This window comes from Ornithinimicrobium carbonis, from assembly GCF_050703245.1.
Taxonomy (GTDB): domain Bacteria; phylum Actinomycetota; class Actinomycetes; order Actinomycetales; family Dermatophilaceae; genus Ornithinicoccus.
This window is the reverse complement of record NZ_CP192647.1, coordinates 1,580,953-1,603,760: the sequence shown is the minus strand read 5'-3', so window position 1 is coordinate 1,603,760 and position 22,808 is coordinate 1,580,953. Positions and strand designations below refer to the sequence as shown.

25 protein-coding genes are annotated in these 22,808 nt (G+C 70.5%); 16 read left to right on the top strand and 9 right to left on the bottom strand.

Annotated elements, in window-relative coordinates:
* Nucleotides 1-2: 2 nt before the first annotated feature.
* Together ACQ95T_RS08030 and ACQ95T_RS08025 are read right to left on the bottom strand one after the other, a co-directional pair.
* The gene (locus ACQ95T_RS08030) at nucleotides 3-1,040 is read right to left on the bottom strand and encodes a DUF2510 domain-containing protein (RefSeq protein WP_425940883.1); all 1,038 of its coding nucleotides are present in this window, start codon (nucleotides 1,038-1,040) and stop codon (nucleotides 3-5) included.
* Between the two features lie 35 nt (nucleotides 1,041-1,075).
* Complete coding sequence (locus ACQ95T_RS08025; protein ID WP_425940881.1) at nucleotides 1,076-1,282, bottom strand: TM2 domain-containing protein; 207 nt, start codon at nucleotides 1,280-1,282, stop codon at nucleotides 1,076-1,078.
* 451 nt (nucleotides 1,283-1,733) lie between these two features.
* Between ACQ95T_RS08025 and ACQ95T_RS08020 the strand changes: the two genes are divergently transcribed.
* From ACQ95T_RS08020 to ACQ95T_RS08005, 4 genes are all read left to right on the top strand, one after another.
* Nucleotides 1,734-2,438, top strand: coding sequence for a hypothetical protein (locus tag ACQ95T_RS08020; protein ID WP_431473734.1), 705 nt, complete (start codon nucleotides 1,734-1,736; stop codon nucleotides 2,436-2,438).
* The gene (locus ACQ95T_RS08015; RefSeq protein ID WP_431473733.1) at nucleotides 2,356-3,609 is read left to right on the top strand and encodes a DNA/RNA helicase domain-containing protein; all 1,254 of its coding nucleotides are present in this window, start codon (nucleotides 2,356-2,358) and stop codon (nucleotides 3,607-3,609) included. The genes ACQ95T_RS08020 and ACQ95T_RS08015 overlap by 83 nt, the downstream gene beginning before the upstream one ends.
* 102 nt (nucleotides 3,610-3,711) lie before the next feature.
* Nucleotides 3,712-4,584: an HNH endonuclease gene (locus ACQ95T_RS08010; RefSeq protein ID WP_431473732.1), complete on the top strand. Its 873-nt coding sequence runs from the start codon at nucleotides 3,712-3,714 to the stop codon at nucleotides 4,582-4,584.
* Entirely contained in the window at nucleotides 4,581-4,898 is a 318-nt protein-coding gene (locus ACQ95T_RS08005) for a nucleotide pyrophosphohydrolase (RefSeq protein WP_425940877.1), read from the top strand. The genes ACQ95T_RS08010 and ACQ95T_RS08005 overlap by 4 nt, the downstream gene beginning before the upstream one ends.
* A 548-nt stretch (nucleotides 4,899-5,446) precedes the next feature.
* Here the strand turns inward: ACQ95T_RS08005 and ACQ95T_RS08000 are convergent.
* The 3 genes from ACQ95T_RS08000 to ACQ95T_RS07990 form a co-directional block, all read right to left on the bottom strand.
* The gene (locus tag ACQ95T_RS08000) at nucleotides 5,447-6,283 is read right to left on the bottom strand and encodes a hypothetical protein (protein ID WP_431473731.1); all 837 of its coding nucleotides are present in this window, start codon (nucleotides 6,281-6,283) and stop codon (nucleotides 5,447-5,449) included.
* Entirely contained in the window at nucleotides 6,276-8,120 is a 1,845-nt protein-coding gene (locus ACQ95T_RS07995) for a PP2C family protein-serine/threonine phosphatase (RefSeq protein ID WP_431473730.1), read from the bottom strand. The genes ACQ95T_RS08000 and ACQ95T_RS07995 overlap by 8 nt, the downstream gene beginning before the upstream one ends.
* A 76-nt stretch (nucleotides 8,121-8,196) precedes the next feature.
* The gene (locus ACQ95T_RS07990; RefSeq protein WP_431473729.1) at nucleotides 8,197-8,349 is read right to left on the bottom strand and encodes a hypothetical protein; all 153 of its coding nucleotides are present in this window, start codon (nucleotides 8,347-8,349) and stop codon (nucleotides 8,197-8,199) included.
* 745 nt (nucleotides 8,350-9,094) lie between these two features.
* Here ACQ95T_RS07990 and ACQ95T_RS07985 point away from each other — a divergent pair.
* Together ACQ95T_RS07985 and ACQ95T_RS07980 are read left to right on the top strand one after the other, a co-directional pair.
* Nucleotides 9,095-9,793: a hypothetical protein gene (locus ACQ95T_RS07985; RefSeq protein ID WP_425940871.1), complete on the top strand. Its 699-nt coding sequence runs from the start codon at nucleotides 9,095-9,097 to the stop codon at nucleotides 9,791-9,793.
* 55 nt (nucleotides 9,794-9,848) lie between these two features.
* Nucleotides 9,849-10,397, top strand: coding sequence for a hypothetical protein (locus tag ACQ95T_RS07980; protein WP_425940869.1), 549 nt, complete (start codon nucleotides 9,849-9,851; stop codon nucleotides 10,395-10,397).
* A gap of 43 nt (nucleotides 10,398-10,440) precedes the next feature.
* Here the strand turns inward: ACQ95T_RS07980 and ACQ95T_RS07975 are convergent, their stop codons facing one another.
* The gene (locus ACQ95T_RS07975) at nucleotides 10,441-11,418 is read right to left on the bottom strand and encodes a hypothetical protein (RefSeq protein WP_431473728.1); all 978 of its coding nucleotides are present in this window, start codon (nucleotides 11,416-11,418) and stop codon (nucleotides 10,441-10,443) included.
* 73 nt (nucleotides 11,419-11,491) lie between these two features.
* Between ACQ95T_RS07975 and ACQ95T_RS07970 the strand changes: the two genes are divergently transcribed.
* The 3 genes from ACQ95T_RS07970 (at nucleotide 11,492) to ACQ95T_RS07960 (ending at nucleotide 14,752) form a co-directional block, all read left to right on the top strand.
* Nucleotides 11,492-12,028 (top strand): hypothetical protein, encoded by a 537-nt coding sequence (locus ACQ95T_RS07970; protein ID WP_431473727.1) that lies wholly within the window; start codon nucleotides 11,492-11,494, stop codon nucleotides 12,026-12,028.
* Between the two features lie 60 nt (nucleotides 12,029-12,088).
* Complete coding sequence (locus tag ACQ95T_RS07965; protein WP_425940866.1) at nucleotides 12,089-13,561, top strand: MFS transporter; 1,473 nt, start codon at nucleotides 12,089-12,091, stop codon at nucleotides 13,559-13,561.
* A gap of 90 nt (nucleotides 13,562-13,651) precedes the next feature.
* Nucleotides 13,652-14,752: a maleylacetate reductase gene (locus ACQ95T_RS07960; RefSeq protein WP_425940864.1), complete on the top strand. Its 1,101-nt coding sequence runs from the start codon at nucleotides 13,652-13,654 to the stop codon at nucleotides 14,750-14,752.
* A 79-nt stretch (nucleotides 14,753-14,831) separates the two neighbouring features.
* Here the strand turns inward: ACQ95T_RS07960 and ACQ95T_RS07955 are convergent, their stop codons facing one another.
* Nucleotides 14,832-15,257, bottom strand: coding sequence for a DUF1801 domain-containing protein (locus tag ACQ95T_RS07955; RefSeq protein WP_425940862.1), 426 nt, complete (start codon nucleotides 15,255-15,257; stop codon nucleotides 14,832-14,834).
* On the bottom strand, nucleotides 15,257-15,838 hold the full coding sequence (locus ACQ95T_RS07950; RefSeq protein WP_425940860.1) for a hypothetical protein: 582 nt from the start codon (nucleotides 15,836-15,838) through the stop codon (nucleotides 15,257-15,259). The genes ACQ95T_RS07955 and ACQ95T_RS07950 overlap by 1 nt, the downstream gene beginning before the upstream one ends.
* Before the next feature lie 136 nt (nucleotides 15,839-15,974).
* On the opposite strand from ACQ95T_RS07950, the gene ACQ95T_RS07945 reads away from it, so the two are divergent.
* From ACQ95T_RS07945 to ACQ95T_RS07935, 3 genes are all read left to right on the top strand, one after another.
* Nucleotides 15,975-16,259: a WhiB family transcriptional regulator gene (locus ACQ95T_RS07945; RefSeq protein ID WP_425940858.1), complete on the top strand. Its 285-nt coding sequence runs from the start codon at nucleotides 15,975-15,977 to the stop codon at nucleotides 16,257-16,259.
* A 301-nt stretch (nucleotides 16,260-16,560) separates the two neighbouring features.
* Nucleotides 16,561-17,247: a hypothetical protein gene (locus ACQ95T_RS07940; protein ID WP_431473726.1), complete on the top strand. Its 687-nt coding sequence runs from the start codon at nucleotides 16,561-16,563 to the stop codon at nucleotides 17,245-17,247.
* A 127-nt stretch (nucleotides 17,248-17,374) separates the two neighbouring features.
* Nucleotides 17,375-17,815, top strand: coding sequence for a universal stress protein (locus tag ACQ95T_RS07935; RefSeq protein WP_425940854.1), 441 nt, complete (start codon nucleotides 17,375-17,377; stop codon nucleotides 17,813-17,815).
* A 12-nt stretch (nucleotides 17,816-17,827) separates the two neighbouring features.
* On the opposite strand, the gene ACQ95T_RS07930 is transcribed toward ACQ95T_RS07935, so the two are convergent.
* Complete coding sequence (locus tag ACQ95T_RS07930) at nucleotides 17,828-19,528, bottom strand: ABC-F family ATP-binding cassette domain-containing protein (RefSeq protein WP_425940852.1); 1,701 nt, start codon at nucleotides 19,526-19,528, stop codon at nucleotides 17,828-17,830.
* Between the two features lie 93 nt (nucleotides 19,529-19,621).
* Here ACQ95T_RS07930 and ACQ95T_RS07925 point away from each other — a divergent pair, with 93 nt between their 5' ends.
* From ACQ95T_RS07925 to ACQ95T_RS07910, 4 genes are all read left to right on the top strand, one after another.
* Nucleotides 19,622-20,398, top strand: coding sequence for an IclR family transcriptional regulator (locus ACQ95T_RS07925; RefSeq protein WP_425940850.1), 777 nt, complete (start codon nucleotides 19,622-19,624; stop codon nucleotides 20,396-20,398).
* A gap of 105 nt (nucleotides 20,399-20,503) precedes the next feature.
* On the top strand, nucleotides 20,504-21,517 hold the full coding sequence (locus ACQ95T_RS07920) for a thiamine pyrophosphate-dependent dehydrogenase E1 component subunit alpha (protein ID WP_425940848.1): 1,014 nt from the start codon (nucleotides 20,504-20,506) through the stop codon (nucleotides 21,515-21,517).
* A gap of 1 nt (nucleotide 21,518) precedes the next feature.
* Entirely contained in the window at nucleotides 21,519-22,550 is a 1,032-nt protein-coding gene (locus ACQ95T_RS07915; protein ID WP_431473725.1) for an alpha-ketoacid dehydrogenase subunit beta, read from the top strand.
* Nucleotides 22,547-22,780 (top strand): lipoyl domain-containing protein, encoded by a 234-nt coding sequence (locus ACQ95T_RS07910; protein ID WP_425940845.1) that lies wholly within the window; start codon nucleotides 22,547-22,549, stop codon nucleotides 22,778-22,780. Before ACQ95T_RS07915 ends, ACQ95T_RS07910 begins: the two co-directional genes overlap by 4 nt.
* The last annotated feature ends 28 nt before the right edge of the window (nucleotides 22,781-22,808 follow it).

The following is a 22,808-nucleotide window of genomic DNA, read 5'->3' as shown; positions in this document are numbered from 1 at the left end:
GCTTAGGGCCACTCGTTGAGCATCATCCGATGTCTAGAGCCAGTTCGCCCTTCCCCTCGGGTAAGAAACGCCAGCAGCTCGTGCACTGCAAACTGCTGGGTCAGTGCTGGGTTGCCTTGCACGATGGACTGCAGACACGCAGCGCTCTCGGCGGGTGTCAGGGTCTGCATCCGTCGCTGAGTCTCCAAGATCCCAGGGTAGGCATCCGTGATGTGGGCGTGCGTGATGCGCCACCACAGCGACTGCTCGAGGGCGCCAGCGGCAGCCCATGCGCGTACGTGAGCCTCCCATTCCCCGCAGCTCATGTAGATGTCGTCTTGGCCGACGTTCACAGCAACCGACAGCCCGCCCGCTCGCCCGTCGTCAACCGCGGGAGCCACGTGGTGGGTCCACATTGCGCCATCCCACCATCGCAAGAACGATGGGTCTGAAGGATCGGGGTACCAGTCAGCGGGAACGTTCGTCGGTTGGAGGTGCTCTGTCCATGACGATCCGTCCCAGTAGCGCAAACGGCTTGCCGGCGCGGTGGGGTCTGGGTACCAATCGGCAGGGACAGCGGTGGAGGCATCCCGCACTCTTGCAAACTCATTGGTCCAGGCAGAGCCGTCCCAATAGCGGAGCTCATGGAGGTCGGATGCAACCGAGTACCAACCAGCAGGGGGAAGGGCAGCAACGACGGCCTCCATCTCCCGCGCCGGCTGCTCCGCTTCATTGACCCTTTCCTTCTCCTTGCGGGCTTCGACTATGGCGCCCACGACGCTGAGGCCTAGCAAGCCGACGGCCAAGGGCCACGGGACGGCGTCGAATACGTCAGGAGGATCTTCGTCCGTCTCGCAGACGTCGTCCGCGGACAGACTCCATACTTCTATGTCGTCATCTTTTCTTGGGATGAACTCGGCCTGCCCTACGAGGTGCCTCTGGTCGTCGCGCGTCGTCGCGCGCAGCGCGCCCGGAGTCTTTCGAGACAGGTCGGGCGTGGTGCCCTTCAAGAATCTGAACTTGCCCTCGATCTCCTCGTACTCTTCATCCTGCTCGACCACCTCGACCTTTATGGCCCTGCGTCCCCGCCTTGGACTCATCTCAGGCCCATCCGTCGTTCGGTGTTGAGTCTCCTGACTTGGGACGCCAGCGTGAAGAGGTCCACCCACCACCCGATGGTGAACCAGCCCAGGGTCAGCAGATACCCCACCCCGCGGCCGATCTTGCCGATGTAGAAGTGGTGGACGCCGATCAGGCCGAGAAGGAGCCACAAGACGTACGCCAAGCCCACCGACTTGTCCATCGCCGAGCTTGCTGGCGGAGCGAAGCCACTCTGTCCCTGCAGAGAGTTGGGCTCCTGACGGGGGATGTGGGCGTGCACCGGGATCGGTGTCTGCGACGGCTGGATGAGGAGTGGCGGAGGCACAACTGCCTCAGCACCTACGCGGGGAGAACGAGCACCGAGTCCCGTGCCCGGGATCGGTGGGGGCATACTGGTCATCGGTGGCGGTGGAGGCCGGCGTCGGGGCGCTGGCGGGGGCAGATGGCTGGGTCCCACACTCATTGCTGCCTCCCTGGCATCTTGCGCCTAGTTCACCGGCGCATCCCTGCACGACGCACTCTACCCGCGGCACACCGCGACCGGCATGGGAGTGACGACTTGTATGGTTCGTCTGTCATAGCGGCCCGACGGGCTTCCTCTCTGGACACGCCCCCACCCGCACGAGTTTCGTGCTGCCTGGGGAGTCCTGTTCGTGTTCCTGCATCGATCGTCCGCGCACGGACTGTCGGTCGCCGAAGCGCAGCTGTCCCAGCACATCGCGGAGCAGATGGCCATCACCACCGGTCGGTCGGCCTCACCTTCCGAACGGCGCTCGTGGGAGCGCAGTCTCCCCCGCCTGCGCGCCGACCTACTCGACGCCGGGCTGGGGGACGTCGAGATGCTCGTCGAGTATCAGCTGCCGCTCACCAGCAAGCGCGCCGACGTCGTCCTCGTCGGGCAGCACCCGCAGACCAGGCGTGCGTCATACCTCGTGGTCGAGCTCAAGCAGTGGAGCGAGGCGGAGCGCTTCGAGGACAGCGACGTGCTGGTGCGGATCGACGGCTACGGCAACCACCCGGTGCTGCACCCGCTGGAGCAGGTGCGCGGCTACTGCGACTACCTCACCGACTTCGTCGTCACGCTGGCCGAGGACGAGCACGAGCTCGCGGGCACGGCATACCTGCACAACGCGACCAACCTGGGCATCGCGGACCTGCGGGACATGACTGTCCCCGACCCCGAGAGGCCGGCGCGGATGTTCAGCGGGCAGGACCGGGGCGAGTTCCTCGACTTCCTTAGGAGCCGTTTCGCGCCCGGGGTGCCGGGCGCCGAATATGCCCGATCGGCTGCTGAGCAGTCGCATCGCCCCCTCAAAGCAGCTGCTGGCCCTGGCGGCCGACGAGATGCAGCGGCGTGAGCAGTTCGTCCTGCTCGACGAGCAGCGCGACGCCTACGAGCTGGTGCTGCACGCGGTCGAGAAAGCGCGGCGGGGCAGCACCAAGACGGCCATCGTCGTCAGCGGCGGGCCGGGGAGCGGCAAGAGTGTCATCGCCCTGTCGGTCATGGGCGAGCTGTCCCGGCAGGGGCGTGCGGTCATGCACGCGACCGGCTCGCAGTCGTTCACCAAGACCCTGCGCAAGGTGGCTGCGGCGCGGGCGCCGCGCGTGCGCAAGATGTTCAGCTACTTCAACAGCTTCATGGCGGCCGAGCCGAACGAGCTCGAGTGCCTCATCCTCGACGAGGCGCACCGCATCCGGGAGACGTCGGAGTCGCGGTACACCCGCAAGGAGCACCGCACGGGTCGGCCGCAGCTCGACGAGCTGCTGAGCGCTGCGCGGGTGCCGGTCTTCCTGCTGGACCAGAACCAGGTCGTGCGGCCTGGGGAGATGGGCACGGTCCAGGCGATCACGGAGTATGCCGAGTCGCTGGGCATGGACGTGCACGAGATCGACCTCGACGACCAGTTCCGCTGCGGTGGGTCGGCGCTGTATGTCGAGTGGGTCGAGCGGCTGCTCGGGCTGGCGCCCGGCGGGCCGATCCGGTGGGGTGGTGACCCTGCCTTCGAGGTGGGTGTCGTGGACTCCCCCGACGAGCTGGAGCACGTGCTGGCGCTGCGGCAGGAAGACGGATACACGGCGAGGATGGCCGCAGGCTACTGCTGGCCGTGGTCGGACCCCGAGCCGGACGGGACGCTCGTGCAGGACGTGCGGATCGGCGACTGGTCGCGGCCGTGGAACCTCAAGGGTGACCGGTCTGTTGGCGGCGCACCGGCGGCGGCCCTGTGGGCGACGGACCCGGCGGGCTTCGGGCAGGTGGGGTGCATCTACACCGCGCAGGGGTTCGAGTACGACCACGCGGGGATCATCATCGGGCCGGACCTGGTGTGGCGCGACGGGCGGTGGCGAGCCGTGCGCGAGGGCAACCGCGACCCGGTGCTGCGCAACCGCACGAAAGTGTCGGACCGCGACTTCGACCGGCTGGTGCGCAACGTCTACAAGGTCCTGCTGACCCGGGGAATGCGCAGCGCCTGGATCTACTCGACCGACCCGCAGACCAGGGACTTCCTCCGGAGCTTGCTCCGAAGGTAGCGGGCGGCCTAGCCGCCCATGACCACAACCACACACCGACGGATCGACAGGCTTCCAGTGCTGGACACGCCTCCCCCGTGATGAACACGGAAGGCGCATGCCGTGGCGGCATGGCTGCTGACGATCAGCAAGGACTACCCCCAGCACTGGGAGTACGCGAAGGAGCACGGCCTCTGGGACTTGATCACCGCGCGTGGAATCAGAGCCGGTGACGTCGTCTACTACTGGCAGAGCGGGGCCTCGCTGCTGCTTGGCAAGGTGCGGGTGCTTCAGAATGCCTACGAGATCGACGCCGATCAGGTGACGCCGGGACCGTGGGACGACTGGCCAGGGTCCGAGGAGAAGCCGTATGTCCAGCGCTTCCCCCTCGAGGTGCTGGCGGGCGAGGCGGCCGAGCAGCCCCGCTGGCACGACGTCGCTGCAGCCACTGGCCTGCCAAAGAACCCCACCTTCGTCCGGACACTGAAGCCGGAGCAGCAGGCGGTCCTGGACGACTACCTCGGTGGTGACCCGAATCCTCAGCAGTCACTGAACGACGCGCAGCGGGAGAGGATCTTCGACAACATGGACGAGGATCTCCGTGTCCGTCGCGTCCAGATGGTGGCACTTCGACAGGGACAGCCGCGGTTCCGCGGAGCACTCCTGAGTGCCTACGAGGGACGGTGCGCGATCACGGGGACCGCAGTCGAGTCGGTGCTGGAGGCCGCGCACATCTGGCCGCACAAGGGCGAGCAGACCAACGAGGTCTGGAACGGTCTGCTCCTCCGCGCCGACCTCCATACCCTCTTCGACCTCTTCCTCCTGACCGTCGAGGCGGACAGCCTCCTGGTGCGTGTCTCCCCCGCGCTGCAGGGCACTGAGTATGAAGCCCTCGCCGGCACTGTCCTCACGGTGCCGTCGACGCTGGACGAGCAGCCCGCCCGCGAAGCTCTGGCCAAGCACAACGAGGACTGCGCCGATTGGCTGCGGGCATGAACGTCGAGCGACTCCAGGATCGGCTCCGCCAGTTCGCCGAGGAGCGGGACTGGGTGCAGTTCCACACGCCGAAGAACCTCGTCATGGCGCTGTCCGTCGAAGCCTCCGAGTTGTTGGAGATTTTCCAATGGCTCACGCCCGAGGAGTCTCAGGAGGTGATGGCCAGTCCACGAGCTGAGGAGGTGAAGGGTGAGGTCGCCGACATCTTGATCTACCTGCTGCGGCTGACCGACGTGTTGGGGGTCGACCTCGACGCGGTCGTGGCGGAGAAGATCGGGAACAACGCGAGTCGGTTCCCTGCGGTTGACCTGTGATGCCTGATCATGACCGCTGACGGCAGGTGAGGAGGAATACATGAGAGGGCGAGTGCGACTCCATGATGGTGGCATCTCCCCCGGCGAGGTCCGTCTAAGGGCACGAGGCGCCTCCGAGCGCAGGACCGCACCCGGGAAGGACATTCGCGACATCGGTCCTGAGGAACCTAGGAAGTGTCGGTCCTGCGGCGGCCGTGCCTACGCGCCGATGAAGGAGTGCGGCCCCTGCTTCGAGGACCTGAAGATCATCCGGGAGGTCTCCACGCTGCTTCGCCAGCATGGGCAGCCACCCTTGAGTCAAGACACGGGTCCGGGCCTTGGCTACCGCAAGCCGCGGGCCCGCGGCAGGCAGGCGGAGGCTCGCATCATCGAGCGCCGACGTCAGAACGGTCTGCCACCCAAACGGCCGGGTCGCCGAGCCGCTGCTGCCCCGGCACCTCGGTCAGCGGGCAAGCCGTCCCGCGGCCCGAAGACCTGTCGGAAGTGCTTCACCCAGAAGGCGAAATCCGGCGCCTGCCTCTGCTCCTAGCAGGGCGCCCGCCACGAATTCAGGGCCTTCGCCTCTGCACGAGCTCGCTGGCGAGCGTGAACAGTTCCACTTCCGAGTCGAGTCGCTGCTCGTGCACCACGCTCCGGCCACCCTTCTCCACCTCATCGAGGCTGACGAGGGCCTGAAAGCCCGAGAAATCCGAGTAGATCAGCATGTGCCGCGGGGGCTCGGACGTGACCCCATGCTGGGCAAGTTCTGACACCTGCCGGAACCATCTGTTGGCGCTTGCCCGCTCGACGTCCCGGTCTCGATAGGCCCCGCCGTACGCGATCTGAAGGCAGATCGCCAGTGGACCGAGACGGGTGACCAACGTCAGCGCGTGGCTGTTGGCTCCGTGTCCGACATGCGCGAGTGTGAAGACGTCCTCCTGACGGACCACACGACCCAGGAACACCGGATCGAAGGTGTAGAGGTCCTGGTAGCGCAGCGCCGTCGACCCCCACCACCACTCCCCGAGGGACTGCACGTCGGTGGGTGCGACGTTCCCCAGGGGCGGGAGCACAAGACTCTCCGCCTGCAACCCGCGGAGCATCTCCTGGTAGCCGCCGCTGGACCTCACCTGGGTCGGGAGCATGTCCGCCACCTGCTCCACCAGCGTCGTGCTCGCGGAAGAGCGTGCAGCGGTCTGCTGCGGATCGCCCGTCTCTGAACCGAAAAGGTGCACCTCGTGCGCATCGATGAGCAAGCCAGGACAGCTGCGGGCCCGCATGTAGCGGCGCAGCTGCTTCGCCTCGACCACGCCTTCCCAGTCCTGACCGCGTCTTCTCGTGATGCGCTGCTTGACTTCCACGACGAGCACCACCTGACCGTTCACCTCGACGGCGTAGTCAGGCACCAGCCTCGTGAGCTGCTTCTGCCGCACCAGGCTGGCCCCCTCGACCGCGGCGACCACCCGCCGCAGAAGTGGCTCGCACATACCTCTCGACATCCACTTCCAGCCTGAGTTGCTGGGCGGGAAGGGTCTGCCACTCCTGCCACCCCATCGTCTCGGGGTCCGGAAGCCCGTCCCGGTGCCCCAGCCGACGGCATACCTGCTCTTGGAAGATGCCCTCCCCCGCGGCCGGACCCGACGAGACGAGGTCCACGAGCGCGTTCGAGACCTCGGGGCGTAGGTAGGTGCCGCCGTGCACACGCCCCACGAGGCGCTCGCCGGCGATCTCCTGGAGCGTCGCCAGCGGCACGGGCCCCACCTCCTGCAGCGGGGTCAGCCACGCCCACCACTGCTGGGCGGCCAACGGCCGGTCGGCCTCGGCGATCAACTGGGGATCGAAGTACGGGTGACTCGCCACCCGCGCGGCATACCTGATCTCCTTCAGGGGCGCTTTGAAGTAGATCCACACGAGGTCCCCCGGGCGTGCGTGCTTGGGCACCGTCCAATTGACCGAGTGGATCCCCTCCTCCCAATCCAGCATGAAGCCGGCCCGCTCTTCGGTGCCGAAGACGGACCTGCGGCTGCCGTAGAGCAGCCAGGCGTCCTGGGGTTGGCGGGTGAGGACCGACGGAGGGGCATGCCGCGGGCTCGGCAGGTCCGCCGCCGCAAGCGTGCGACGCTCGCGCCAGGCGTCGGCGTAGGAACTCGCCTCGGCGGCGATCACCGCCGCGTCCCCGTCCTCCAGCGGGAGCACCCGCTCGACGAGCAGGCGAAGAAGGACCTGTCCGTCACTCTCCCCCACCTCGAGACTGCCGGTGCGCGAGCGCGGCTGTGCCTCCACCCAGGAGATCGCCTCGTCCAGGTCGATGTCGCCGAGGTCGAGGAAGAAGGACGCCCTCAGGAGCTGACCGCCCTTGTCGTAGGCGATGCCGGACGCGCGTCCGAGCTGGAAGTCCACCACCTCGCCGCGGGTCCTGGTCACTTTCGCGCCCAACGCCGTGACCGCCTCGACCACGTGCTCCAGCTCGCCCTCGGCATCCGTGCTGGTGGGCTCTTCCATGAGCTCGCGCTCGAGGTCGACGATCACCACGGTCGTGTCGTCCGTGCTGCCGGCGGCCGCCGCGGCGGCCACCAGACTGTCTGCGGCGTCCGTGAGGCCGTCGACGGACAGCAGCGACGCGATGTCGTCGTCGCGCAGCCCGGCCGTGAGCCCGTCGGTGCACAACAGGAGCCGACCGCGGGAGTCGAGCTCGACGAGCCCGATCGTGGGGGTGTCCACCGAGCCGCAACCGAGGGCGCTGGTGAGGATCCCCTGCCCCGGGTGGTCGTGCACCTCCTCGGCGCTGATGACTCCTGCGGCACGCTCCTCCTCGGCCACGTTGTGGTCGGTCGTAAGCCGGCGCAGCTGACCGTCGACCAGCACGTAGGCGCGGCTGTCCCCGCACCAGGCGACCTGGACCGTGCCCCTCTCAGGGTCGCGCACCGCCAGGACGAGGGTGCTGCCCATGTCGGGGCTGTCGGCCACCTGACCGGCGGTCAGCACCGTGACGTGGCACAGGTCGACGACCTCGACCAGGTCGGCGTCGGGGGCGACGTTCAGCGTGGCGGTGGCCACGGCGACGGCGCTGGCGAGCCGGCCCCCGTCGTGGCCACCCATGCCGTCGGCCACCATCCACACGTGGTCGTCGATCGCGAAGCCGTCCTGGTTCTCCTCGCGGCCGGTGCCCTGCCGGCTGACGCCGAAGGCGTGGGCAAGGCCGTCGTCGATCCTCTGGCTGCGGTGCTGGGACTGCTGTGTCATGGCTCCTCCTCGGGTTGGTCACGACGGTAAGGACGAGCGGGGCCGTCGTGCTCCCCGATGGGAACGGGCGTCCCCATCACCGCTGCGGCGGCAGGTCGCCCAGCTTGAGCCGACCCTCGGTGACGAGCCACCGGCCGTAGTCGTCGAGCTCGTGGAAGACCACGGGTCGACCGCCGTCGGCCAGTTCTCGCTGGAGCCGCTCCCGTCGCTTGTGCAGCCACCGGCGCAACTGGTCGCCGACATCCCGAGCTCCCTGCCGGCGTTCGCCCAGTGGTCCTTGCGCTTGGGCTCGTTCTGCAGGAGATAGCGGAAGGCGACGGCGAGGGTGCGTCGCTCGTCCCCGCGGACGTGTCGACGAGCACGTGGGTACGACGTCAAGGACGTGGCCCGGAACATCGGACGGCCAGCCAGCTCTCTCCGGCGTCCGGGCAGGACGACGTCGACCTGGAGGGACACCCGACGCTTGAGCAGGGGCCACTCGAGCCGATGGGTGCCAGGTCCGAAGTGCAGTCGTGCACCGTCGTCGACGTCGGCGGTCATCGCCTCGCCATAGAGGCGGGCTGGCCCACGATGCACCTCGACGAGCCAGCCCTCGCGGGCCGGCCCGATCACCACCAGTCGCTTCGGGATCCACCCCTCGTCCGGCAGCTGGCAGCCCCGGCCGATCACGGTCCTGGCGGCGCTGTCGAAACTGACGTCCTCGACGACGAAGGAGCCGTCGAGCTCGATCGAGTACTGGCCTCGCAGCGCCCCGGCCTGGCCGTCCTTCATGTGATGCTCCTGCCCCGACGGCCGCCCCTGCTGCCTCGTGGAGGGAAGTTTGCCAGCACGATGTCCCCTGAGCCAGTAATGTCCCCATCGGACGGACAGGGGGCGCGGTCGCGTCGCGTCATGGCCGACCGACCAGTCGTCGACCACACCGGAACCGTCGCTGCACGGACAGCGGTCCAGCCGGGCAAACACAGGAGACCGATGTGAACCCGTCCCCAGCACCACCCGACCGCCACGCCCTGATGGAGGCGACGTCTCAGCTCGCCGACTTCATGGACGAGCTTCCCCTGACCGACCGCATCGCCTCGGTGGAGCAGGATCTTGTGGGAAAGGCCGGCGCAGATGTCCTGGCGTTGCTGGAGGGACGGGAGATGACCGACGATCTCCTGCGTTCGACGCTGGTCGTCCGTCAGGCCTTCGGGCGCATCAGCGACATCATTCACGCGACTGTCATCCTGGCGGTCCTTGCAAAGATCCTTGAGGACGGCGAGAAGATCGAGGTCAGACCGTCTCTTGCCTCCGGCGTGGGACCTCACCAGGAGTTCGATCTCGAGACGTCGAGTCGCGTCGCCGAGTTCAAGGTCGCCGTGTGGAGGGGCAGCGGTGGGAACGTCGCCCGGCAGCGGACGACGTTCGCGGACTTCGCCCGTCTAGTTCTGGCGGACGGTTCGAGGACCAGAGAGCTCTACGTCGTCGGTCCGCGCCCGCTGGAGTTTCTGGAAACCTCCACCCAGAGCGTGGAGTGGGCGCTCAGGACCGCGCCGCTCTCGCTGCGGGACAGGTTCAGCGAGAGATACGACATGTCCACGTCCGTCCGGGATTTCAGGCAGGGCGACGGAGCAGCTGTCCGAGTCCACGACCTGACTGGCATCGTCCCCGAGCTGGAGCAGTTCCATGTCTGACTCGACGACCATGATAGGCATGCTCGTCCGAGCCCTTGAGAAGTCCCCGCAGAGGGTGAGCGGCGACGAGCTCTACGAGATCTGCGGCCAGGGTGGCGAGCGCGAACTCTGCGACCTGCTGCGCCACGCGCTGAACTCCGAGCTCCGTCCAGCGCGTCTGGCCCAGCGCGAGAAGACCATCCCGGGACTGGTATCACGGGCAGACGTCGTCGTGTGGGAAGGAAACGACCGCACCCGTCCCGCGGCCATGATCGAGGCGAAGATGATCTACGCGAGCGACGTCGTCGACATCCGTGACCGCTGGCAGCGATACCTCTCCGCCGACGCCACAAAGCTTCAACCGGCCGTCTCCGCCGGGGTTCCCGCCTACCTGGTCACCTGGGTGCCGGCGTTCCTCCGGGTCACCCGCGAGATCCGCTACATGAAGGGCCATGTAGACGGCAAGCTTCGCTTCGACCTGGAACACACACGCACCGCCGCGCTGGACCTGCTGGGCGAGTTCGGCACTCCCCTGCATGCCGCCAGCACCCACGCCACAAGTGACGACGGCGAGCTCGTCCTCGACGCCTACCTCACCCACCTGGCGCCGCTCAGGCAGGAATGACTACGCCCCGCTCACCCAGTTGAACTGACAGGCGTGCGCGCGGTCACCCGCCCCTGCCCCGCCGGATCAGGGTCTTGGCCTCGAGCAGGTCGGGAGCCTCCGCCAGCGACGGCCAGCCCGTCTCGAGGTGCTCGACCACCCGGGTGGCCTCGTCGAGCAGACCCCACTGGGCGAGGGCGCGGGCGCACCGGGTGAGAGGGATGCCCACGCGTCCAGGGTCGTCGGCAACCCAGGCAGCGAGTGCCCGGCGGTCACGCGTCCCGTCCATGGCGGGGAGCACCACAGAGGCGAGAACGTCACGGATCCGTCCAGGATCGGGCGGCGCCCATCCCTGGACACTCACGCAGCTGTAGCCGGGCACCATCTGCTCCGGGGTCGCGATCTTCCAGTGCGCGAGCTCGGGCACGTAGGTGCCGCCGCTGACCGAGACCAGCCCGCTGCAGCTGGTGCCGTCCGAGGCGTATCCACCTCCGGCGCTCAGCATCACGGACTGGGCGAACCCGTCACCACCGGCGCGCCAGAAGTACCTGGGAGAGGACGGCTTGGGCGCGAACCCGGACTGCTGCAGCAGCGGCGCCATCTGGATGGCGAGCTCCTCGACCACCGTGTCCGGAACCTCGCCCGTGGGCCGGGGAGAGCGGCGTGCGTGGTGGATCTCGGCGACCGCCCGGACGACGGCGGCCCTCACGTCCTCCAGCGCCAGCCGGGTCCGCAGGTAGATCAGGTCCCTGTCCTCGGCGACGACCTTGGAGATCCCGTGCTGGTCGGCGAGGGCCCGGTCGAGTCCGTCGTCGAAGGGGTCGCAGTAGAGCTGGATCTCGTCGCTGAGGCCGACCACGGTGTCGAAGCCGTCGACGTCCTCGGCCTCGGACACCTCGATCCAGCGCGGCAGGTCCTCCCAGGACACGTCGGTGTCGGACCGCCGGGGCCGCAACGGGACGGTGATGCCCGCCAGGGAAGCCGCGACCGGGTCGGGCGAGCTGGGCTTCCGCCGGGCCCGGCGCCTCCAGATGCCGACCATCACGTCGCCCCGCCTGCGCCCATGGCGGCAGCCTAGGCTCATCCGGCGTCGGCAGCGCCCTACACTCCAGCAGATGGGTAGGACGGCGTCCGCTTCGGTCGATCCGCGCCCGACGCTCGCCTCGGTGTGGTGGACGCTCGCCCTCCTCGTGCTCACGACGGCAGGTCTCGGGCTGCTCGCCTGGGCGCTGCTGGTGACTCACGGTATGGCGTACGCCGCCTTCGAGGTCTTCCGGCCGCAGGGGGTGGTCGCGGCTCCCGACCTCGACGACTACGTCCGTGCCCTCCTGGTCGCGGTGACGACCAACGTCGCTGTCGCGCTCGCCCTGGTGTGGCTCGCCAGGAGGACGCGAGCCCGGCGCTGGCACCCGGCCGTCGTGGGGGCCCTCGCCGCCGTCACCGCCGTGGTCCTCGCCGGCAGCGCGATGTTGCTGCTGCGGCATCAGCCCCATCGACTTCGTCCTCGCCCTGTAGCGGCCGCCGCGTCGACCGGCAGCGGTCTCCCACCGGATGGAGCGACGGTCCCGCAACCCTGGACCTCCACACCGTGGCTCTACATCTGCCGGGTGAGCACGTCATACCCCCGTCCTCGCTGGCTGCGCAACGTCTAGTCTGTGGACTGCAGCGACGCCCCCGGGTCCTAGCATGGGCCGGGTGACCGGGGCGACGACGTGACGCCGGAACGGCAGAGCGGGAACCCCACGGAGGCCGAGCCCGACCCGGCGCGCTGGCGGATCCTCACCGTCACCCTGGCCGTCGGGTTCATGTCCCTGCTGGACGTGACGATCGTCAACGTCGCGATCCCGTCGATGCGCTCGAGCCTGGACACCTCGGCCGCGACGATCCAGTGGGTCGTGTCGGGGTATGCCCTGAGCTTCGGCCTCGTGCTCGTCACCGGGGGCCGGCTCGGGGACGCCTGGGGCCGGCGCCGGCTCATGCTGGTCGGGCTGACCGGCTTCGTGCTCTCGAGCGCCGCCTGCGGGCTGGCGCCCTCGGTCGAGGTGCTGGTCGCGGCCCGGCTGGTCCAGGGAATCTCCGCGGGGCTGCTCACGCCCCAGAACACCGGGCTGATCCAGGAGCTGTTCAGCGGGGCCGAGCGGGGCCGGGCCTTCGGGCTCTTCGGACTCGTGGTGTCGGTGGCCTCGGCGATCGGGCCCGTGCTCGGCGGCGTGATCATCGCGCTCGCCGGCGAGGAGGGTGGCTGGCGCTGGATCTTCCTCGTCAACGTGCCCATCGGGGTGGTGCTGCTCGGCGCGATCGCCCGGATGGTGCCGGACACCCGGGTCGAGGTCGAGAAGGCCGACACCCGGCTGGACCCGGGCGGGGCGGTGCTGCTCGGGCTGGCCGTGTTGTGCCTGCTGCTGCCGGTCGTGGCGCTCGAGTCCGGCGCCACCGGACTCCTGTGGCTGCTCCTCGGGGTGCCGGTGGCCGGCTGGGCCTTCGTCGCGTGGGAACGGCGGCTCACCCGCACCGGCGGCGCACCCCTGCTCGACATCGCGCTGCTGCGGCAGACGCCCGGCTACGGCAACGGCATCGTCGTCGGCGCGCTCTACTTCACCGGTTTCACCGGTGTGTTCCTCGTGCTCTCGGTCTACCTGCAGGACGGACTGGGCTACTCCACCCTGGCCACCGGGCTGCTGCTCACGCCCTTCGCCGTGGGCTCGGCGGTGTCCTCGATGTGGGCCGGCCGTGCGGTGACCCGCATGGGGCGGCCGCTGGTGGTCCGGGCGCTGGGCGTGATGATGACCGGACTCGTGCTGCTGGCGGTCCTCGCCTCCTGGGCGCAGGACCGGTCCTGGTTGTGGCTGGCCCTCGTGCTGCCCCTGCTGCTGGCGGGCCTCGGCGGCGGCGCGGTCGTCTCGCCCAACTTCACCCTCACCCTGGCCGAGGTGCCGCCCCGGATGGGCGGAGCCGCCGGCGGCGCGCTACAGACCGGCCAGCGCGTGGGGGCCGCGATCGGCGCGGCGGTCCTCATCACCGCCTACCAGCTCGGGGCCGGGGACGGTAGCGACCCTGGGGCGGGGCTGCGAGCCGCGATCGGCACCGCACTGACGCTGCTGCTCCTGGCGCTGGCCGCGGCGGTGTGGGACGGACGCCGCCGGGCGACCGCGGCGGGGACGGCAGAGGACCGACGGTCACGGTGAACGCCAGGGGCAGGCTCGGGATCTCGAACCGGCCGGCGTCCACCCCGCCCCCACAGCCGGCGCGCGGCTCGAGTCGGAGATGATCGCGGTATGACGCTCGCGTTCACTCACGACTCCCTCCCCCAGCGGGTCATCCTCCAGACCGGCGCGGCCCCGCGGCACCTGCGTGAGGAGATCTCCCGCCTTGGAGCGCAGCGCGTCATGCTCATCGCGGGCGAGGCGGAGCGCGAGCTCGCCGACCGCGTGGTCGGTGACCTCGACCTGGCCCTGCGCTGGGACGAGGTCGTCCAGCACGTGCCCGTGACCCTGGCCGAGCGGGCGCGGTCAGCCGCGGAGTCGGCCGGCGTCGACCTGGTCGTCTCGATCGGCGGCGGGTCGACGACCGGGCTGGCCAAGGCGGTCGCGCTGACCACCGGCCTGCCGGTCGTCGCCGTCCCGACGACCTACGCCGGCTCCGAGGCCACCGCGATGTGGGGCATGACCGACGACCACACCAAGAGGACCGGCATCGACCCGGTCGTCCTTCCCCGGACGGTGATCTACGACTCCGAGCTGTCCCGGACGCTGCCGCTCGGGCTGTCGGTGTCCTCCGGGCTCAACGGCGTGGCCCACGGCGTCGACAACCTCTGGGCGCCGGGCACCGACCCGATCGTGGTGGCGCTCTCCCTCGAGGCGGTCCGGGCCCTGTCCTCCGGATTGCGGGCCGTCGTGGCCGCCCCCGACGACGTCGACGGGCGCGACCGGTGCCTCTACGGGGCCTACCTGTCGGCGCGGGCCTTCGCGACCGCCGGGTCGGGCCTGCACCACAAGATCTGCCACGTCCTCGGTGGCACGTTCGACCTGCCGCACGCCGCGACCCACGCCGTGGTGGTGGCCTACAGCCTCGCGCACAACGCACACGCAGTGCCCCCCGACCTGGCCGCCCGGCTGGCCTCGGCGCTGGGGCGCGAACCAGCCCCGGGCGAGGACGGGGCCACCGCCGCGGTGGCGGCCCTCGAGCAGCTCCGCAGGGACACCGACGCCCCGGGCTCGCTGGCCGAGGTCGGCCTCACGGAGCAGGACCTTCCGGAGGCGACCGAGCGCATCGTCGCCGCCGTGCCCGCCTCCAACCCCCGTCCCGTCACCCCGGAGAGCATCCACGCCCTGCTGCGCGCGGCACTGAGGGGCACCGACCCTCGGAGCCTGCTGTGACCCCACCGCCGGCCGACCATCCCGACGGCCCGACCGCGGCCCGGACCCACCTGGTCGGTGACGACCGGGGCGCGCGTCATCACACCTTCGCGCCCGGCAGCCTGCTGGCCTGTTCGATCCAGGACCGCAGCTGGTCCTCGTCGAGCTCGTCGTCCTCGTGGATGTCCAGGTAGCGCACCTCGTCGTGCTTGGAGGCCTTCGGTGGCACCGGGTCGAGCGAGGTGCCCTGCCAGAACTGCACCTGGACGTACTCCGTGTAGCAGCGGAACGACAGGAACCAGCGGTCCTCGTGGGCGCCGTAGAACGGCTGGTTCCACCTCACCGCCTTGCGCACGTCGGGCACCGTGCCCGTGACCAGGTCGTCCAGCCGCCGGCCGACGTCGCTCTTCCAGCCGGGCATGGCCGCGATGTAGGCCTGCACCGGCCCGTCGCCCTCCCCCTTGGGGATCTGCGGGTTGCCGCCCGAGAGCAGCCTGGGGCCTGTGTCGTCCGTCGTCGGGCTCATCACGATCCTCCATCCTGTGCGACGTCGTCGAGCAGAAGGTCCTCCAGCCGCGTCCGCACCAGGAGCACGAGCCGGGAGAGGTCGAGCACGTAGTCGGCCCGCTCGTCCTCGGGGACACCGATGCTGGGCTCCGCCAGCGGGTCCGCGTCGCCGGCGAGGCTGCGGAGCCGTCGTGCCTCCGCGTCGTCCACGCCCAGCAGGCGGGCGTCCTGGTCCAGGACGGCCGCCAGGTGACGCAGCTCGTCGAGCTGACGTCCCGACACCTGTCCCATGAGGTCTGCCAGCGCGCCGACCCAGGCGTGGTCGCCCTCCGGCCAGTCCTCGACCAGGTCCGTGACCCGCTCGAAGAGGGCGTAGTGCGCCGCCCACGGGCCCGGCCAGATCTCCTCGTGCTCGTCGAAGGGACGCGCGGCCGCCTGTGCGGCCAGCCGGCGGGCCCTGTCCTCGTCGCCGCGGGCCAGTGCCTCTACCGTCTTGTGGACGAGGTTCGCGGACGCGGCCATCCCGGCCAGTGAGGCGTCCTGCTCCGCCGACGGCGCACCGCCGCGCACCGTGCCCGACCAGAAGCTGCTCGTTGCCATGGGACCAGTCTGCCGTCCCCGCCGCTGCGGAGCAGCCCGTCGAGCAGCGCTGCACCGGTCTCACCCCTAGGGAGGTGATCCCGGTGCACTGTTCGGTGCCATGGTGGACGACCACCCCAGACCGAGGAGGTCTGTCATGTCCGACCAGCCCGAGCCTGTGGCCGCCCTGTGGGAGTGGCAGTTCCAGGGACTGTGCCGCACCACCAACCCCGACATCTTCTTCCACCCCGAGGGTGAGCGCGGCCCGTCGCGCCGCCGGCGGGAGGCCCGTGCCAAGGCCATCTGCGAGCAGTGCCCCGTCCTGCGGGAGTGCCGCGAGCACGCGCTGGCGGTCCACGAGCCCTACGGGGTCTGGGGCGGGATGACCGAGGAGGAGCGGGACGAGGTCCACCGCCGCCTCGCCCGGCCCCGCACGGCCTGACGCGTCCCCTTCGCCAAACGTTCGACGACGATCGCCAGCGACGGGAGTCGCGTTCGAATGGTGTCGCTCCGGTCAGCAGCAGGGGAAGTATCGTCCGCGGCATGACGGCAGGACGACGGCTCTCCCGCGACGAGTTCCACGCCAAGGTGTCCGGGTTCGACCGCGCGGACCTGGTGAAGATCCTCTGGACCCTCTACTGGCGTGGCTCGGCTCGGTCCGCGAGCGCATCGAGGACCTCCTCGAGCCCCAGGCCAAGGGGGCACGGGCCTTGGCCCGCCAGCAGCCACCCGACGCAGGACAGGTGCTGGCACGCGTGACGGAGTTCGCCGCCCTGGCTCGCTCGGGGGCCTATCTGGCCGGCGACCGCAGGGTCTCCCGGCAGGAGAGGACACGCTGGCGGACGACCTTCCGCACGCTTGCGCAGGACAGCATCAGGGCACTTTCCGGCGACGACGTGAACACTGCCGTCCGGGCGGTCAGCGTGCTGGTCGACCTCGCGTGCGAGACGAGGGAGTACGACTACTTCCGCTCGGAGGACCCTATGGAGGCGGCCCGTTTCGTCGTCTCCGACGCCGTGGCGGCGATGTGGGCGCGGCTCCGGGATACCGAGGGCGCAGGTGCCATGGTCGAGCAGGCCGTCAAGGACCTGGTGCGGTGGGAGCGGCGGTGGGGCTGGACGCGGCGAGGAGACGGTCGGGTGAGTGCGCAGGAGGTGTCGCTGGCGAGCACGCTGGACGGCCTCCTCGTCGTGCCCGACCTGTGGACGCTGGCGGCGCGCACGTATGGCGACGCCGTGGACGAGGCCGTGCGGAAGCGGGCGGGAAGCCGCCGGGGGCGCAGTCAGGCAGAGTTGGCCCAGGACCTGAGCCAGTGGAACTCCGTCCTCGTCTCCCGCCTGTCCGGGCCACAGCACGACGAGCTCGTCGACCGGCTGTCCGCGCACCCCGCACTCGCCAGGACACTCACCGACGTGCCGGCTGACACCTGACCCCACGGTGTCTGATCCGTCACACGTCCCTGATGAGACCCCACATCGGCGACTACGGTGACTAGTAGACGGTCTGGGCCGCCCGTCTCTCCATCCGGCAGGCACGGGACCCCGGAGAGGAGCCCTCATGTCCTACTCGAAGATCATGGTCCCGGTCGCTCCCGACCACGGCCCCGAGGCCGGGCGCGCGATGGAGGTCGCCCGGTCCCTGCTGTCCCCGGGCGGCAGAATCACCGTCCTCTCGGTGATCGAGGAGCTCCCCCGCTACCTGACCGCCGACATCTACTCGATCGGGCCGGTGGTGGTGGAGAAGGAACGAGCCGTCGCCGACGCCGTCAAGGAGGAGTTCGGCGGCGCACCGGACGTCACGGTCGTCACCAGGATCGGGCACGGCGCACGTACGATCCTCGACCTGGCCGAGGACGGCGGACACGACTGCATCGTCATCGCCTCGGCCCAGCCCGGTTGGCAGCACACCCTGATGGGCTCCACCGCCTCCGGGGTGGTCCGGCACGCCCACTGCTCGGTGCACGTCCTGCGCGAGACCGGTTCCGGCCCGACCGCCTGACCCCCGCCCCTCCTACGGGAGGGGACTCAGCTCTCCGCCCCCCGGCAGCACCTCGGTCACCGCTCCCCCGTCGACCTCCCACCGCCGGGTCAGCCGCACGGTCTCCAGCATCCGCCGGTCGTGCGTCACCAGCAGCAGCGTCCCGTCGAACGCCTCCAGCGCCTGCTCCAGCTGCTCGATCGCCGGCAGGTCCAGATGGTTCGTCGGCTCGTCCAGGATCAGCAGGTTGACCCCGCGCGCCTGCAGCAGCGCCAGCGCCGCGCGGGTGCGCTCCCCCGGCGACAGCGTCGACGCCGACCGCCCGACATGCCCGCCCACCAGGCCGAACTTCGCCAGCAGGGTCCGCCGGTCGGCGTCGGTCCACTCCGGCAGCTCCAGGGCGAAGACCCGGGCCAGCGGCACGTCCACCGCGTCCAGCAGCCGCCGCGCCTGGTCCACCTCCCCCACGACGACCCGCGAGCCCAGCGACACCGCCCCCTCGTCCGGCTCCACCTGCCCCAGGAGCAGCGCCAGCAGGGTGGTCTTGCCCGACCCGTTCGGCCCCGTGATCGCCACCCGGTCGCCCAGGTCGAGCTGCAGGTCCACCGGCCCCAGGGTGAACGCCCCCGTCGGTCCCGACCGGCGCACCACCGCCGCGCGCGCGACCGCCACGACGTCGCCCGACCGCGGTGCCTGCGCGATCGAGAACTGCAGCTGCCACTCCTTGCGCGGCTCCTCCACCACGTCCATGCGCTCGATCATCCGCTCGGTCTGGCGGGCCTTGGCCGCCTGCTTCTCGGAGGTGGCCTGCTGGTGGAACCGGATGTTCTTGTCCTTCTCCTTGCGCCGCGCCAGCTTGCTGTTGGCGGCCCGGACCCCCTTGTCCATCCCCTCGCGCTGCATCCGGGCGCGCGCCTCCAGGGTCCGCCGGCGCGCGGCATACTCCTCGAAGGCCTCCCGCGCGTGCCGGCGCGCGATCGAGCGCTCCTCCAGGTAGGCGTCGTAGCCACCCCCGTAGGCCACCACCCGCCGCAGGCTGCGGTCGATCTCCAGCACGGTCGTCACCGCCGCCGACAGGAACGCGCGGTCGTGGCTGACGAGCACCACCGGTGCCTCCAGCCCCTGCACGAACTCCTCCAGCAGCTCCAGGCCCGCCGCGTCGAGGTCGTTGGTCGGCTCGTCCAGCAGGTAGCCGTCGTAGCGCGACAGCAGCAGCCCCGCCAGCCCCACCCGCGCCGCCTGCCCGCCCGAGAGCGTGCGGACCTCGCGGTCCAGGTCGACCGCCAGGCCCAGGCGCGCGGCGACCTCCTCGGCCCGCTCGTCGAGGTCCGCGCCGCCGAGCGCGAGCCAGGCCTCCAGGGCGGTGGAGTATGCCGTCGCGCCCACCTCGTCCTCGGGCCGCTCCGCCAGCCGCTGCGCGGCGGCGTCCATCTCCGCCTCGGCGTCGGCGACCCCCGTGCGGCGCGCGAGCGACTGCCGGATCGTCTCGCCCGGCAGCGCGTCCGACTCCTGGGTCAGCAGACCCAGGTGCGCGGTCCGTGGCGAGACGGTCACCGCGCCCGACTCCGGTGCGCGGCGCCCGGCCAGCACGTGCAGGAGCGTGGTCTTGCCGGCGCCGTTGGGGCCGACCAGCCCGACGACGTCGCCCGGGGCGACGACGAGGTCGAGCCCGGAGAACAGCAGCGTCGCCCCGTGGCCGACGGCCACGTCCCGGGCCTGGATGGTCGCGGTCACCCGCCCATCCTCCCAGCAGCGGGCGGCCCTCGTGGAGTCCTTGACCGGTTCGGAGCCAGCGGCGTAGCGTCCGAGGAAGCCCCCGGAGGTGCCGTGACCAAGCCTGCAGGTCCCACGTTGATCGGCTCCGTCGTGCGCGCGCTCTCGCTGCTGGAAGCGGTCGCCGAGCACGGTCGCCCGGTGCAGGCCAAGACGCTCGCCCGGCTGACCGAGATCCCGCTGCCCACGACCTACCACCTCCTCCGGACCCTGGTGCACGAGGGCTACCTGGTGCGGACCGAGGACGGCTACGTGGTCGGCGACCTGCCGGGCCACCTGGCCGCGGCGAGCGAGAACGCCTCCGCCACCCTGCGCGCGCGTGGGGTGCTGCGGAGCCTGCACGACGACCTGGGCGCGGCGGCATACCTCGCGGTCGTCAACGACGGCGAGATCGAGCTGGTCGACATCGTCGACTCACCGGGCGCGCCACGCACCGACCTGTGGGTGGGGCTGCATGACGCGGCGCACGCGACGGCCCTGGGCAAGGCCATCATCGGGGCCCTGCCGCAGCAGGAGCGCCGGGACTACCTGGCCAGCCACCCGATGGCCGACCTCACGCCCCGCACGCACACCGACGTGCGGGCGCTGCTGGCCGAGCTCGACGGCCGGCCGGAGGTCGTCGTCGACAGCCAGGAGTACAGCCTGGGCACCACCTGCGTCGCCGTCCCCGTGAGGGGACGGGTCGTCGGTGCGGTCGCGGTGTCGGTCCCGCTCTCCCAGCAGGAGCGGGTGCTGAGGGAGGCGCACCGCCTGAGGCGGGCGGCCAACCGGGTCGCCCTGGCCTACGCCAGCGCCGGAGCCGACGACGCGGACCGGGCCGGCATCGCGTAGGCCCCCGCGCTCGGCCGGCGGCGCCGTATCACCATCTGAAAACTCGGGGCTGGTGGTCCTCCGCCCGGCGACCGACAGTGGGTCTACGACAACAAGGAGGTTGCGATGACGACCACCGTCACCACGCAGCAGGGGCAGGACGCGTCGGTCCGCCTCGACCTGTACCGCACCATGGTGCTGATCCGCACCTACGAGATGGCCATCCTGCGCGAGTACCACGCCGACAAGGGGCCCGGCTTCGACATCGGCAAGGGACTGATCCCCGGCGAGATGCACCTGTCCGCCGGCCAGGAGCCGGTCGCCGCCGGGGTCTGCGCGCACCTGACCGGTAACGACGCCGTGACCGGCCCGCACCGCCCCCACCACTTCGCGATCGCCCACGGGGTCGACCTGGACCGGATGACGGCAGAGATCTTCGGCCGGGAGTCCGGACTGGGGCGGGGCCGTGGCGGGCACATGCACCTGTTCGACCCGGAGCGGCACTTCTCCTGCTCCGGGATCATCGCCGAGGGACTCCCGCCGGCGCTGGGCCAGGCCTTCGCCTTCAAGACCCGCGGCACCGACCGGGTCGCGGTCGCCGTCGCGGGCGAGGGCGCGGCCAACCAGGGCGCCTTCCACGAGTCGCTCAACCTGGCGGCCCTGTGGAAGCTGCCGGTCCTCTTCGTCATCGAGGACAACAAGTGGGGGATCTCGGTGCCGCGCTCGGCCTCCACGTCCGTCGCGTCCAACGCCGACCGGGCCGCCGGCTACGGCATCCCGGGCGTGCGGGTCGAGGACAACGACGTGGACGCCGTGCACGAGGCCGCCGGCGAGCTCGTCGGCCGCGCGCGCAGGGGCGAGGGCCCCGCCCTGCTCGAGGTCGAGACGCTGCGCCTGCTCGGCCACTTCGAGGGCGACGCCCAGGGCTACCGGCCCGAGCTCGCCGACGTGGGCGCGAGCGACCCCATACCGCGGTACGAGGCCCGGCTGCAGGAGGCGGGTCTGCTCGACGACGCGACCAAGGAGCAGGTCGCCGCCGAGGCGACCGAGCGCGTCGAGTCCGCCATCACCTTCGCCAAGGACAGCCCGCTGCCGGACCCGGCCGAGGCCACCCGCTACGTCTTCGCCGAGGAGGCCTGAGATGACCACCACCACCGCACCCACCACCCGCCGGCTCAACACCTCCAAGGCGATGGCCGAGGCGATCGCCCAGGAGATGCGCGCCAACCCCGAGGTCTTCTACATGGGTGAGGACGTCGGCCCCTACGGCGGCATCTTCGGCTCCACCACCGGCCTCTTCGACGAGTTCGGGCCCTCGCGGATCATCGACACCCCCATCTCGGAGACGGCCTTCATCGGGCTGGGGATCGGTGCCGCCGTCGAGGGCATGCGGCCGATCGTGGAGCTGATGTTCGCCGACTTCATGGGCGTCTGCCTGGACCAGATCTACAACCACATGGCCAAGATCCACTTTGAGTCCGGCGGCAACGTGTCGGTGCCGATGGTGCTGACCACCGCGGTCGGCGGCGGCTACTCCGACGGGGCGCAGCACTCCCAGACGCTGTGGGGCACCTTCGCCCACCTCCCGGGCATGAAGATCGTGGTCCCGTCCAACCCGGCCGACGCCAAGGGCCTGATGACCTCGGCGATCCGCGACGACTCGCCCGTGGTCTACATGTTCCACAAGGGCGTCATGGGCCTGCCGTGGATGGCCAAGAACCGGCGCTCCGTCGACGTGGTCCCCGAGGGCGAGCACGTCGTGCCGATCGGGAAGGCGGCGGTCGCCCGCGAGGGCACCGACGTCACGGTCGTGACGTTGTCCCTCTCGGTGCACCACGCGCTCGACGTGGCGGACAAGCTCGCCGACGACGGCGTCTCGGTCGAGGTGATCGACCTGCGCTCGCTCGTGCCGCTGGACCGCGAGGCGGTCCTGTCCTCGGTCGCCAAGACGGGGCGGCTCGTCGTCGTCGTCGTCGACGAGGACTACCTGTCCTACGGGCTCTCCGGGGAGATCCTGGCCACCGTCGTGGAGACCGACCCCAGCCTGCTCAAGGCCGCGCCGAAGCGGGTGGCCATGCCGGACGCGCCGATCCCCTACGCGCACGTGCTGGAGTATGCGGTGCTGCCGCTGCACGAGCGCATCGAGTCCGCGATCCGCGAGGTCCTGGCGTGACCGACCTGATCTTCCCGCAGCTCAGCTCCGACAACCCGCAGGCCACCGGCGTGCTCGCCACCTGGTACGCCGCCGACGGTGACGTCGTGGCTGCGGACCAGCTGGTCGCCGAGGTGCAGATGGACAAGGTCGACGCCGAGGTGGTCGCCCCCGCCGCCGGCACGATCCGGCTGCTCGTCGAGGAGGGCGAGGAGGTGGCCCAAGGAGCGAAGATCGCCGAGATCACCTGACCCCACCCGAGGCGAGGATGGGCGATCG